This is a genomic window from Colwellia hornerae (genome assembly GCF_007954355.1).
In the GTDB taxonomy this organism is placed as follows: Bacteria; Pseudomonadota; Gammaproteobacteria; order Enterobacterales; family Alteromonadaceae; genus Colwellia_A; species Colwellia_A hornerae.
In genome coordinates, this window is the sequence record NZ_VOLR01000029.1 from 35272 (window position 1) to 48896 (window position 13625).

The following is a 13625-nucleotide window of genomic DNA, read 5'->3' on the forward strand; positions in this document are numbered from 1 at the left end:
AATATCTCACTTTTAAAGAAATGCTCAATGTGGCATTTAAAGCTGAGCTTTTCCTATGCATGAAATTAGTGGTCGATGGCAACTGGGGTTATTTTTATCTCTTACTACGGCAATATTATGGGGCGTATTACCGATTGCGCTCAAAGAGCTATTGCAATATATGGATGTAAATACCATTACTTGGTTTCGTTTTCTTATTGCGGCCGTATTTTTGGGCGGATACTTAGTCATCACCAAACGCCTACCTTCATTATCATCACTTAAGAACAATAAAATAATGGTGTTAATGCTACTTACCGTCTTTGGTTTATTAGCAAACTACATTCTCTATATGATGGGCTTGGCCTTAACATCACCAGAAAGCACACAGGTCATGATTCAAATAGCGCCGATGTTATTACTTATTGGTGGTGTTTGTGTTTTTAAGGAATCGTTTAATACCAAACAAAAAGTGGGCTTGTTAACCTTCATCTTAGGACTGGTATTATTTTTTAATCAGCGATTTGAACAATTATTTAGTTTTCAGGGTAACTATGCTCTTGGCCTTTTCTTTATTATTCTTGCGGCAATTCTTTGGGCTATTTATGCCTTAGCACAAAAGCAACTGTTGAAAAGTTTTGCTTCTGAAGAAATTATGATACTGATTTATTTAGCGGGAACCTTGGCATTTTTACCCTCATCGGCCCCGTCTTTAGTGTTTGAATTAGATACCATAGGTTGGTTACTGTTGATTTTTTGTGGCGCAAATACCCTGTTGGCTTATGGCGCTTTTGCAGAAGCTCTTGAACATTGGGAAGCGTCTCGTGTTAGTGCAACATTAGCCATAACGCCATTATTAACCTTGATTTTTATGCAGATCATTAATTATATTTCTCCAGGAGCGATTACAAACGAACCACTCAATACTACCAGTATTATCGGTGCAGTGATCTTAGTTATTGGCTCTGGTGTTACGGCGTTAAGTAAAAATAAAAACAAACTTGTATTAACTTAATGGCCTAAAAACCGGCAACCAAGCCTAATGTTTTAAGCCGTTAATTATAAATTTTTATCTGGCAAGCTATATATTAATCATTATCTTATGACGCTTGCTCACAACATAAAATTGCCCAATAAAGGGCAATTTTAAATTCACAATCGGCTAATAATCAACTTAAACTAACGTACCTTTTATCGTGTCAACTACACACTATAACCACAGGGTTTTCAGGATTATTGTCAGTGTGCCCTTCGACAATAAAGCAGCAACATTGCGACAAAAACCATGCAACTATCTATTTTTATTTTATTTACTGACCCGGTTTATTTTCAGCCCAGACAACCGTACCTTCATAAGCAGTCTGGAAGAAAAACAGCCTATCTTCAGAGTAAGTGACGTCTATTTCCGCTAAGCTGGAGATGTAACCTATTTTTTTATCCCTAATAGTAATATCTGAGATTTCAGTTAGGCTATGGTCACTAACCATGTGATAAATAGTTTCTTCAAATCCTCCGCCAATAATCCAAGAGAAAAGTAACTTATTATCTAAGTTTTGAATATTAAAATAGGTTTTATCTCCTGCTTCACCAATGCTAGAGCCTTCAGAGGTAATTTGCTCTGCGACTGTTATGGCTTCGGTAGATAAATTTACGTTTTCTAGTAAACCATCATGGCTAATTATTCTAGCTTTAATTGCTTGGTCGCTCGCTCCCTCACATGTACTACAATATCCTCCTTGTACCCAAGAGAAGACAAAACCATTATCTATCGATATTAACTGTTGGAATCGTGCAGTCGCCACATCGTTTTTATCTATGGTTGAAGGTGCAATACTCCTGACAACGTCAATATCATTGACAAATTTTCCGTAGGTAACGATTGGGTAATTATCATTACTTGACTCTTTAGTTGACCAAGTAACTAAAACTTGATTGTTACTGATAGCAGCTTTAACCGTTTGATCAATAAGGCCATCTACATATTGATGAATAGCAAACGTCTTTGATGTGACACCATCAGTATCAATATAGCGGCCCATGATATGATCGCTGCCATACCTTGACCTCCAACGCCAAGTAACTAAATATTTATCACCATCAAAAAGAATGTTTATTTCTTTGTGGTTATTGCCAAGTGAAAACCCTCGTTCTAAGAAGAAGTCTATGTTTTCACTATTAAATGATATCGGAATACGAACATTATCTAAAACGACTCCCGTTTTTGACACTCTTTTAGCCACAAGGTGTCGATCATTATAATCAGCGCCATATACTACGAGATATGAACCCTGACTATATTGAGCAGTAGCATTTAAACAACCTAAAGATTTATCATCAATTAAAAATTGTTCGCTAAACGTTATCTCCTGCGACATTATTTTGCCATAGAGCTGATATTCATTAGAATTCTGTGCTGATGGTTCGCAAATTAATAATAAAAAATCATCATCTGCCTTTGTTACATTTATATCTGTAGTCTCATGCGTTAATAAACTGAGATGGGAAGTACTAGCAATATATCGAGAAACTTCAATATACCGATCAAACTCTTTAGCTTCTGAAAAAAAGAAAATGGAATAGTAAACGGAGTTAACTTCCACATAGCTTTGCATAAACTTTAAAGCGATATCATCAATATCTGCGGTAAATATAACCTCTGTTCCCTCAAAGCTCGAAAAGTTAATTGGCCTAGAAGCGACTTCGCTAATATTTGAAAGACCTTGCCTACTTTGAATGAAATTGTCTGTTTTTACTATGGTAAGAACTTTAGGGGAAGTACCTTCTGAATAAAAAGTAGTAAGTACAGGGGGAACAATTTCAATATTTTGTTCTTGATACCAGCTAATAGGAATTTCTAAAGTAATTCCTCCCCTAAAAAGAGAATTAGACTTCTCTGCTATTTCATTTTTATATTTGATACTTTTGTAATCAAGGGGAACAACGGCGACATTGGTGTCAGTTCCGTTACTTTTAGTACTATCACTACTAGAACTTCCTCCGCATCCTTGAGTAAATAAAACAAATAGAATAATCGTTATTAACTTTTTCACATATATTCCTTTATCAATATATTTTTTGATAATTTAAATGCCGCAATAATAAAAAATATATTCTGTGGCTTAACCACTTTAAGTGGCGATAAATAATTAGCTAAAAGGGTGTTAAACGAAAGATAAAAGTGTAATTTATCTTTGTTCATTCGTAGGTTATCTTGAAATTTTATCACCCTTTACAAAAAAAGTAATATAACCACTCGTAACAATATTAACAAAAAGTTAACGTTAAATCTTTAAAAGGTCGATTTTACTATAAAAAGAAAGGTTTATCACGTCAACTGGCTTGATAAAGTAGGAGGTATTATCGTAATTCTAGTTTAATGTATGAATAATATTGACCTTACTATTTGAACTAACCCTGTTGATATAGACAGAGGATTAACAAGCTTTTTCATCCGCGAATACCAAGAGTAAGCAATCAAGCGCGTGATATTTTCTGAATAAAACATAGCCCATTAGCTAAAAAACTCAGCAAGCTCTGTGACGACTTTGCAGAGTAGTTTTTCAGCAATTTTAGTGTTAATATTTTTCTATCTATAAATCAAGGAAGATTAACACCATAGTGATCATCAGTAATATACTCAGGTCTTTAACCGCATTACTTTGCTTTGTCGCGCTATCAGCAAGCTCACAAGAGGTTACTTCTCAGCCACACATTGAAATCGTCACCGAGCACCTGCCCCCTTTTCAAATAGATACACCTAATAAGGTATTAGGATTCGCCACAGAAATAGTATCTTCGGCGCTGTCGAGTACACCGTACACATTTAATATCAGTGTCTATCCCTGGGCGAGATCACTTAATATGGCTTTGAATAAAGCAAACACCTGTATTTATTCTATTGCCCGAACCCCTGCACGTGAACAGCAATTTATTTGGGTAAATACCATCGCCGAGCGTAATGTTTCTTTTATCGGTTTAACGGCACGAAAGCTAAGTATTACTTCATTAGACGATGCAAAAAAATATATGATTGCTGTGATCCGTGATGATGTTACCCACCAACTTTTAGTGAAAAAAGGCTTTATAGAAGGTCTCAATTTATTTGTTGTCAATAATACTCATTCATTATTAATGCTGTTAGCTAAACGTAAAAGCATCGATTTAATTTTAGCGGATGGATATACTATTAAGTATCGTGCTCAATTTAATAATTTAAACCCTAATCTATTTGAAAATGTTTACCAACTAAATACCAAGCCGTTAGACTACTATTTTGCCTGTAATATAAAAACACCCCCCTATATTATTGAACAGTTACGCCATTCAATTAATCAACTGAAGATAACAGGAAAAATTGATAAAATAATCAGTGAGTGGCAATATCCTGTTATAAGAGTAAATTAACTATAAAGGATTTATTGATGCGTTTAGTCTTATTAATTTTAAAAAAATCAGCAGCTAGCTATTAATATATGTTATTTTTCTTATCCATTTTATTGCGAAAGACTTTTACAGAATGACACTGTGGTTAAAGGATGATTTAGCGTCCAGAAAAGTAGTTTTACAGCGAGCGGTACTATTCGCCACGGTTACCCTATTCGTTTTATTTGTATTCCAGCCTTTTGGCACCAATAACCATACTATTCCCTTTAAATTTTTACGACTTTCGGGTTATAGCTTAGTCACTTTTTGCGCGCTATTACTCTCTGGTGCATTAGAAATAGCCTCAATTCGTCTGAAGGTTAGTAACAAATTACGTTTGATGATTATACCTTGTTTTTATATTGGTATAGTCTCAGCCTTTAATCACAGCTACTTTGTCGTGGCTATTCTGGGCTCTTGGCATTGGCAAAATCAATTACTGTTTATTTTATATACTTTTGCTATTGGTTTGTTTCCAATTTTTTTTATATATCTTGTTAATCGCCATGCACAAAAAATCACGTTGCCAAAACAAGTTATTAAAACTGACAATATAACAAATCAACAAGATGAAAATGTAGTTAATAGCGAGCACAGATCAACTCAGCCACTGACCTTAACTGGCGATAATAAAGGCGATAAGTTGCAAATTGCTTTATCACAGCTGTTATTTATCAAGTCGGCTGACAATTACTGTGAGTTTGCCATTATTAAAGATAACAACGTTAGCCATCAATTGTTACGCAGTTCACTAACCAGTATCTTAAAACAACTCCCTGTCGACTCACCGGTAACGCGCTGTCATCGCTCTTATGCCGTAAACCTTGCCTTAGTGTCACTTAGCACCGGCAATGCTGGTGGTTTGAAATTAGTGATGAAGCCCCTTGACCTTACGGTCCCCGTATCCCGTTCTTATGTAGAAACAATAAAGCAAGCCTTGTCATTAGTCCCAAAAGCTTGTTAGTCACCCCAATATATTGTTAACAGTACCTTTTTTATCAGCTTAACCCTAATTTATGGATATTCAATTGAGTGTTGGTCATGCTTAATTTGAAATTAAAACTTTAGTTAAGCAGGTACATATGAATAACAAAATTAAAACACTGGTAATGATCACCACCTTTATATTCTGTCGCTATATATTGAAATACTTTTGGGGAGATACTTGGAGTGAAGCTTTACTGGCATTAGATAATCAATCTCACCTTTTATTGACACCCGCGCGCTACCTCTTTATATACAGCCCCTTAGTGTTAGTCGCAAACTTACTATTTAAGGACGTTGCTTTAACTGAAATTTTAGGATTAAAAATAGCAGGATTTCAACATTACTTTTTAGCGGCTGTTGCCTGTTGCTTGCCAATGAGCATTGGTTACGCATATTTAAGTAGCGAGTTGAACCTTGCCCTATCAGGAATAATGGTTGGCTCGGTATACGCAGGTCTGTTCGAAGAAATTCTTTTCAGAGCGGTATTATTTGGGGTTTTATTTCGATATTGCCATTTAGGATTTATACCCGCCGCTTTATTGAGTTCAGTTATCTTTGGTTTTGGGCATATATATCAAGGGCATGACCTAATGTCAGCCTTTGCTGCTTTCGCCATAACCTCGGTAGCCGGTACTTGGTTTGCATGGTTGTTTTGTGAATCTGGCTATCGAATTTGGTTTCCTTTATGGATGCATATTTTCATGAATGCAGCTTACGGCATATTTGGCATGTCAGGTGGTGCAGCGGGAGACTTACCGGGCAATATATTCAAAGCAAGCTCAATTATTTTAAGTTTATTTTACATTCACCTGCTTGTTCGCCGTGGTAAAAAGCGCGAAATAACCCTTTTAAACTTGTGGAAAAATCAATCGACCACAAGTACAAAAGCGACATTAACCACTGAAAGTATTTAAAGGGAATTAGCTATGCTCGAATTATTTTTAGTTATGATGACACTGACATCACCAGTATTAATTATTATCTTGGTTCGCCATTATTTTCGTTATAAATCAGCGGTCAATCAACAGTTATTAGCGTTGCAAAAAGAAAATAATAATCATACCGCCAGAACAACACAAAAGAAATTAGCTATACTGATTGAAAGAGTGATCGTACTGGAAGAAATCGTCACCGATAGCAACACCAAGCTGCGCCAAGAGATAAAACAATTGTAATAACGTTATTGCTATCTCTTACATATGACCTTGGTGATTAAGTCGCTAACTCGACCTGAGCAGTGGTATCGGTGTTGTTCGTTATTTTATCAAATGAACAACGCCTAATACTTATATTCATGGGCTTTTAAAACATCTAATGAAACCACTGTTAGTGCTTTTTGGTTGGTTGCCTCAAGCACAATAGGTGGAGCCACATTTGCCGCAATTGCATGATACCAACGAACAGCGCATAAGCACCATTTGTCACCAGCTTTTAAACCAGGAAAACCATACTGAGAATTAGGGCTGATCAGATCATTACCTTGTGCTTTTGAGAACTGTAGAAAATCGTCAGTCATGATTGCGCAGACACTGTGGTTACCGAAGTCAACTTCGGGCACAAAACAAAACCCTTTTCGGGTATAGCCCGTATGACTACAACATAACTCTAAATCTGTACCTAATACATTCAATTGATTGTCCATAAAGGTGCCTTGTGTTAATTAACGTAAATAAGATGGAATACCTACCATGTTAGACAAAAGTAAGCTTAATCCTGTGAAAAACAATAACATTAAACACACGCCAGCTGGTAATTTTAGTCCGGCAGAAGTCGCTAAATTTAATAAGTTTGCTGAGAGTTGGTGGGATCCAAACGGTCGATACAAAACGGCACTAGAATTCAATCGAGTACGCGTAGCCTATTTTATTGCACAAATCTGCGCTTTCTATGGTCGCGATCCTAATCATATAGCACCACTGCAAGGCTTAAAAATTTTAGATGTTGGCTGCGGCGCAGGCCTGGTTTGCGAACCTTTAGCAAAAGCCGGAGCTACGGTGGTCGGCATAGACGTTAGTGAGATAAGTATCGAAGTAGCAAAACGTCATGCGGTGAAATCTCAACTCGATATTGAGTATCGCCACGAACATGCGCAACAGACCAGTATAAGCGATAAAAATCGCTACGATGTGGTGATTAATGCTGAAGTGATAGAGCATGTCCCCAACCAAAAAGACTTAGTTAAACAATGCAGTCAATTATGCAAGGTGGATGGCTGTGTGGTTATGGCAACACTCAATCGCACCATTAAATCCTACCTGGTTGGCATTCTTGGCGCCGAATATATTATGCGTTATTTACCTATAGGCACACACAGTTGGCGTGCCTTTGTAACACCACTTGAATTAAACACTATGGCGACGCTAGCGCATATGCACTTGGTAACAGAAATTGGCATGACCTACAGTCTGCTCACTAAAAATTGGCGCACGACCTCTAGTTTAGAAGTCAATTATCTGCAACTATATAAACGTATAGCGGCCCATTAGCCTTTCGATGATACTGGCTATAAAAAACCTATAAAGCAGCCGCTTTAATTATTGTTATTTAGGCTATTATCGGGCTGTAAATTAACAACAGCTTATTTAATTAGCAGATAATTACCTAATAATAAGTATAAGCGTGTCTAGCCATTCCCCTGTTAAGCAATGCTAGGTCAATGGGGTAATAGCGACTAATTACAGAAAAATATCCGCTTGAGCAGATACCTCGTACTTTATTTACTGAACAATCGTAATCTTACCTTGCAATAGCACTCGTTTTATTATTAATACAATACTACTAGGCAAACACTGCGCAATAGAGCAAATATAAATATTTTAATTTTCCGTCAATCAACATTGGTCAGCAAGCTGATATGAATAATATAGGTAAGCAAACAGCCGTTGCGCTATTATTATTTGTATTCTCATGGGCAAGTTATGCTCAGCAATTGAGATTCGTTACAGAAAATTTACCCCCCTTTCATTTTATGGGCGCAGATAACAAACCTGCAGGAGCTTTGGTTGAAGTTATTGAAGCTTTAATGATTAAAACTCAGCTTTCTGCTCAAATCGAGTTTATACCTTTTGCACGTAGTTATGATTTAGCCTTAAATAATAAAGATATTTTTATGCTCTCTTTAATGAAGAGTACTGACCGCAAAGATCTTTTCCAGTGGGTTGGTCAAATATTTAAGAGCAAAGCTTTTTTGGTGGGTCTTCGCAGCCGCTCTGATATCAATATTAGTAATATTGAAGAGGCAAAGTCGTTTGTCGTTGGTACAATTCGCGGCTATCATTCAGAGCAACATTTAAAAAGCGCAGGCTTTCTAGAGCAAAAAAACTTACATTTATCCGTTAGTTATAAACATATGTGGAGCATGCTCTTTGAACAACGAATAGACTTTATTTTAACAAACTTTGTTGCTGTAGATAGAGAAATGAAGAGTATTGGCTTTAATAAAGAAGACATTAAACCTTTTATTGAACTACATGATTTTCCTGGCGATCTTTTTATCGCGACTGGACTTAAAACAGCAGATAAAACAGTGACTATTTTATCTGCTGCATTACAACAAATTAAAGCCGATGGCACCTATAAAAACATTATGGATAAGTGGGGGTTATAATTTAGCGGTTGACGTGCTAATTGTTAGATTAGCACGTAGCAAATAAATACGGGTTCATTTTTCAAAGCCGATACTTAATGTTTTCTGATGACTAAAATAATCATAAAATTCAAATTTCTATTTTTAATACATTGTTGTTCGAGATGTTGTTAGAAGAAAATAAAGGCCATAAGGCATGATGAAAAAAATACGGAAATTAATTATCTCCTTTATTCAAATAGCTTCCGTGTTGATGGTAAATGCGGTAATGGCGGCAAACAGCGAAAAAAATCATTATGAAGCAGCACTGCAAGCTTATAACCAAGGAGAGATTGAAGCAGCTTATATTCATTTAAAAAATGCTTTGCAGCAAAGTGAACGTAATTTACCGGCTAAATTATTACTCGCCAAGGTTTTAATAGATAAAAATTCTTACCCCGCTGCCGAGCAAGAACTCAATGATCTACTTACTCAAGGTGTTGATAATAATTTAATTGTTTTCCCACTTGGAGAGAGTATTTTAAATCAAGGTAAATTTGATCAAGCCTTAACGTTTGCCAGTAAGATGATGCTTAAAAAAGAAGGAGAGTTAGCGTATAGCCAGATAAAAGCACGTGCTTATATTAGTCTAAATGACTTGGAAAACGCCAAAATAACCTACCAAAGTATCCTCTTTGAATATGGCAATAATATTGACGCGTTATTAGGGTTAGCAACGGTTTATATTTATCAAAAAAAGAATATCAAAGCTAAGGTGCTGCTTACTAAAGCGGATAAAATTGCGCCTAATAACGAAATACTCTGGCAATTAAAAGGGCATCTTGCTCGTAGTGATGGTCAATTTAATGATGCGATTAACTACTTAACTAAAGCGAATGAACTGAATCCAAAAAACATTGAAACGTTGCGAATTTTAATTGGTTGTTATGTCGATATTCAAAACTTTAGCATGGCTAATCAGCTTGCTGATAAAGTACTTGAGATCGCAGAAAATGACCCTCAAACAACATTTATGAAAGCCCTCATTTTAAAAGAGCTTAACCAGGGAGAGTTGTCAAAAAAAGTGCTTGTTGAACTCAGTAATCAATTATCAAAGCTTGATGAGTCATATCTCCTTTCTCAACCGCAATTATTATTGCTTGATGCGATGAGCAGTTATGCTCAAGAAAATTGGATACAAGCTGAAAGTAAATTCAAAAGATATCTAAGTCAAAGCTCTTCTCAAACTGAAATGAGTGAGATCATGCTATTGGCTGATGTTTATCAGCAACAGCAAGAACCAAAACATGCCTTATTATTACTCGAAAAAAATGAAAAAAACCTGATTTTCAATAAACAGTATGCCTTGATATTAGCTGGCTTATATCTAAAGTTTGACCAAAATTATAAAGCCGACTTTGTCTTATCAAAACTGCGCGTTGATTACCCTAAAGATGAAGCGGTGTTAATTCTCTCAGCCAATGTACTAGAAGGCTCTGGCCGTATTGAACAAGCGCTTGCTTTATTAGAAGATGCACAAATTAAAGGAGGTGAAAGTTATCAATACGCGTTATCACTGTTGTCATTAAGGGTAGGTTCTTTCCAAAAAAGCCTAAATTATATTAAACCATTAACCGATATTTACCCAGAAAATGTCAGTTATCATTTGATAACCGCGCAAATATTGATTGAATTGCAACAATTTAGTACCGCCCAAAAAATTATAGAAAGGTTGTATTTAAAGCAGCCCAAAAATAGTGAGATCAGTACCAGTTATGCATTGTTACAGCTTAATCTTGGCAAATTTGACTTAGCAAAAAAAATATTAACTGATGTTCTAAAGAAAAATGAAAATAATAACCAAAGTGCATTATTACTTGCCAAAGTTGAATATCGTCTTGGTAATAAAGAAGCGGCTATTGCCGGGTTTGAGCGACAAGCTAAAATACCATCAGTTAAAACAGTTGCATTGACTGAGTTAACGAATATTTATATTACTGAACAAAAATGGCAAGACGCACTTTTAGTTATTGACCAAATGTTGAGGGAGAACAGATTAAATATTCAAGCGCTATTTAAGAAAGCCGAAGTCTTATTATCATTAGAGCAACCGAAAAAGTCTAAAGGTAAATTAGATATATTGGCGGGATTAGTGGATGAAAACGTACCACTATTAATGAAGCTAAGTCGACTACAACTAGAGGTAGAAGACTTCGCCGGCGCAGAATATAGTCGGGAAAAAGCCTTTAAATTTTCTCCTAACTCGTTGCCAATTGTTATTGAACTTATTAAAATTAAAATTCAGTTAAGTAAAATTGACGAAGCCATTGAGTTACTTGCACAAGCTCAACAAAGAACGTCTCAAGACAATGTTGAACTGACTATTTTACAAGGTGATATTTTTAATGCCGGTAATAATAAACTTCAAGCTTTTAATTCATATTTAAAAGCGGTTAAGCAAGAACACAGTAATTTGACGGCCTTAAGCAAGCTATATCAAATCAGTAAAATAGTGCCTTTGTCAGAAAAGTTCATTGCTGAACTAAAAAAACTTACCACTGAATATCCTCAATTGTTATTGCATCGTCATTTATTAGCGGATCATTTGCTCGAAAACAAGCACTTTGAAAAAGCGAAAAATCAATATCAAATACTGCTAAAAAATAATATACCTCCAACAAAAAGAGCGTTAGCACTGAATAATTTAGCGACTATTTATATTAGAGATAAGAATTTTCCTATGGCAATAGAAACAGCTAAGCAAGCTTTGAACCTTGACCCTAGAATGCCTTCCATTATAGACACTATTGGCTGGGCCTTGGTTTTATCTGAAGAGTTAGATTTGGGGCTATCTTACTTAAGACAGGCATTTAGCTTATCTTCTACTAGCCCAGATATTCAATATCATATCGCCTATGCCCTAGCGAAGTTACAACGTGTCAATGAGGCGAAAAAAGTATTAATTAAATTAATCGCTTTGCCCAATGATTTTGAAGAACATCAATTGGCTCAACAATTATTTGATAAATTAGAAAAAAAATAAACAAAACTTACAATAACTTAACAAATAATATTAATTACATTTACAATTAAGCGTGTATTTATTGTACAAAAAACCTGCTACCACCTATTATATATTGTGTAAATTATACAACTTATGGATTAAGTTTTTCGTCTAAAATTTTAAGATATACGACATGGAGTCTACTATGCAACGCCTCACTCACCTCTTCTTTATCTTAATGATAACCTTAGTTTCTAGTGCAAACGCAAGTTTTCACCCGCTGTTAGATTCAGACCTCAATGATCTGTCAGTCTATGCTAACGGTACGATAACAATGGCTGATGGTGTCATTGCTCACGGTAATATGCAGGCACTTACCACAATAACATTAGCGACCAATGGCTACGTTGGTGGCAATATTGAGGCTGGCACCACCGCAACCCTAAGCGATAATGTTTATGTCGATGGCTACATTGAAGCGACCACCACCGCAACGCTAGGCGCAAATGTAAGCGTTATAGGTAAGGTTCATACCGGTACGACAGCAACTTTCGCTGCTGATTTGTATGTTGAGGGTAATATTGAAGCAGGAAGCACAATAACGCTAGAGGCGGATGCCGAGGTTAAGGGCGATGTTGTAGCAAAAACCACAGTAACTATTGCTGCGGGCTCACATATTTATCAAGATGTTGATGCTGGAACTATCGCAACAATTGCTGCTAACGTTGCCATTGATGGGACCCTTACGAGCAACTCATCAAAAGATCCACCTCCAGCTCCTGTCGTTACCAGTAAGGAAAGTCAAATTACCACAGTGCAAGCCGAGCTAAAAGCATTGGTAACCGATGAAGAACTAGATTTTACCACTTTTGGCGTAAACGATGAGTCGCTCGTAGCCGGTGTCTATAATTCGATTAATTACCTCACTATTGCAGCAGGAAAAACCCTGACGTTGGATGGCAATGGTATGGATGGTTCTTGGGTTTTCAACATCGCCAATAATCTAAGCTTTGGCATTGACTCCAAGGTAGTATTGTTAAACGTCACTGATAACAGCAGTATTCTTTGGAATGTATTGGGTGAAACCACAGCCGGCTTAACATCACTAGGGGCGGGCGCAGAAGTGAGGGGACATATTCTATCTAGGGGTGCCATTGATGGTGGGGCTATTTCTTTAGTAGCAGGTATAGGAGACAGTTGTGGTGGCGTTTTTTCAGCAAGCAGTACCATCACATTTGCCGCAAGTAGTATCATTGGACATCAAGGCTGTGGACCGATTGACGTACCGGAGCCCACCACTATTTGGTTATTAGGCTTAGGTTTACTTATTATCGCTAAGAGAAAGCAAGTTTAAATGACCGTTGTAGTGGCGTTTTTCAGCAAGCAGTACCCTCACATTTGCTCCAACAATTAGTATCATTGGACATCAAGGCTGTGGACCGATTGACGTACCGGAGCCCACCACTATTTGGTTATTAGGCTTAGGTTTACTTATTATCGCTAAGAGAAAGCAAGTTTAAATGACCGTTGTAGTGGCGTTTTTCAGCAAGCAGTACCCTCACATTTGCTCCAACAATTAGTATCATTGGACATCAAGGCTGTGGACCGATTGACGTACCGGAGCCCACCACTATTTGGTTATTAGGCTTAGGTTTACTTATTATCGCT

Annotated in this window: 13 protein-coding genes; 11 read left to right on the forward strand and 2 right to left on the reverse strand. The window is 36.5% G+C overall.

The window, feature by feature from the left end; translation table 11 throughout:
- Nucleotides 1-55: 55 nt before the first annotated feature.
- Nucleotides 56-994: a DMT family transporter gene (locus tag ESZ26_RS16610; RefSeq protein WP_146800569.1), complete on the forward strand. Its 939-nt coding sequence runs from the start codon at nucleotides 56-58 to the stop codon at nucleotides 992-994.
- Between the two features lie 295 nt (nucleotides 995-1289).
- Here ESZ26_RS16610 and ESZ26_RS16615 read toward each other — a convergent pair whose 3' ends face one another.
- Entirely contained in the window at nucleotides 1290-3029 is a 1740-nt protein-coding gene (locus ESZ26_RS16615; RefSeq protein WP_146800570.1) for a hypothetical protein, read from the reverse strand.
- Nucleotides 3030-3597: 568 nt separating this feature from the next.
- Between ESZ26_RS16615 and ESZ26_RS16620 the strand changes: the two genes are divergently transcribed.
- The 4 genes from ESZ26_RS16620 (at nucleotide 3598) to ESZ26_RS16635 (ending at nucleotide 6563) form a co-directional block, all read left to right on the forward strand.
- A complete protein-coding gene (locus ESZ26_RS16620; RefSeq protein ID WP_170246404.1) occupies nucleotides 3598-4383 on the forward strand; it encodes a substrate-binding periplasmic protein in 786 nt (261 codons plus the stop codon).
- Nucleotides 4384-4495: 112 nt separating this feature from the next.
- The gene (locus tag ESZ26_RS16625) at nucleotides 4496-5365 is read left to right on the forward strand and encodes a LytTR family DNA-binding domain-containing protein (RefSeq protein WP_146800572.1); all 870 of its coding nucleotides are present in this window, start codon (nucleotides 4496-4498) and stop codon (nucleotides 5363-5365) included.
- A gap of 118 nt (nucleotides 5366-5483) precedes the next feature.
- Nucleotides 5484-6302 (forward strand): CPBP family intramembrane glutamic endopeptidase, encoded by an 819-nt coding sequence (locus ESZ26_RS16630; RefSeq protein WP_146800573.1) that lies wholly within the window; start codon nucleotides 5484-5486, stop codon nucleotides 6300-6302.
- A 12-nt stretch (nucleotides 6303-6314) separates the two neighbouring features.
- Nucleotides 6315-6563, forward strand: a complete 249-nt coding sequence (locus tag ESZ26_RS16635) for a hypothetical protein (RefSeq protein WP_146800574.1) — start codon at nucleotides 6315-6317, stop codon at nucleotides 6561-6563.
- A 104-nt stretch (nucleotides 6564-6667) separates the two neighbouring features.
- On the opposite strand, the gene ESZ26_RS16640 is transcribed toward ESZ26_RS16635, so the two are convergent.
- Nucleotides 6668-7030, reverse strand: coding sequence for a DUF2237 family protein (locus tag ESZ26_RS16640; RefSeq protein ID WP_146800575.1), 363 nt, complete (start codon nucleotides 7028-7030; stop codon nucleotides 6668-6670).
- Between the two features lie 46 nt (nucleotides 7031-7076).
- Here ESZ26_RS16640 and ubiG point away from each other — a divergent pair, with 46 nt between their 5' ends.
- The 6 genes from ubiG to ESZ26_RS19655 all read left to right on the forward strand — a co-directional run.
- Nucleotides 7077-7874: a bifunctional 2-polyprenyl-6-hydroxyphenol methylase/3-demethylubiquinol 3-O-methyltransferase UbiG gene (gene ubiG / locus ESZ26_RS16645; protein WP_146800576.1), complete on the forward strand. Its 798-nt coding sequence runs from the start codon at nucleotides 7077-7079 to the stop codon at nucleotides 7872-7874.
- A gap of 368 nt (nucleotides 7875-8242) precedes the next feature.
- On the forward strand, nucleotides 8243-8995 hold the full coding sequence (locus ESZ26_RS16650; RefSeq protein ID WP_146800577.1) for a substrate-binding periplasmic protein: 753 nt from the start codon (nucleotides 8243-8245) through the stop codon (nucleotides 8993-8995).
- A gap of 175 nt (nucleotides 8996-9170) precedes the next feature.
- Nucleotides 9171-11996: an XrtA/PEP-CTERM system TPR-repeat protein PrsT gene (prsT, locus tag ESZ26_RS16655; protein WP_146800578.1), complete on the forward strand. Its 2826-nt coding sequence runs from the start codon at nucleotides 9171-9173 to the stop codon at nucleotides 11994-11996.
- 166 nt (nucleotides 11997-12162) lie between these two features.
- Nucleotides 12163-13311: an ice-binding family protein gene (locus tag ESZ26_RS16660; protein WP_170246405.1), complete on the forward strand. Its 1149-nt coding sequence runs from the start codon at nucleotides 12163-12165 to the stop codon at nucleotides 13309-13311.
- An 88-nt stretch (nucleotides 13312-13399) separates the two neighbouring features.
- Complete coding sequence (locus ESZ26_RS19650; RefSeq protein ID WP_223271737.1) at nucleotides 13400-13477, forward strand: PEP-CTERM sorting domain-containing protein; 78 nt, start codon at nucleotides 13400-13402, stop codon at nucleotides 13475-13477.
- Between the two features lie 88 nt (nucleotides 13478-13565).
- Nucleotides 13566-13625 (forward strand): PEP-CTERM sorting domain-containing protein (locus tag ESZ26_RS19655; RefSeq protein ID WP_425321258.1); only part of this gene is annotated, 60 nt, incomplete at its 3' end.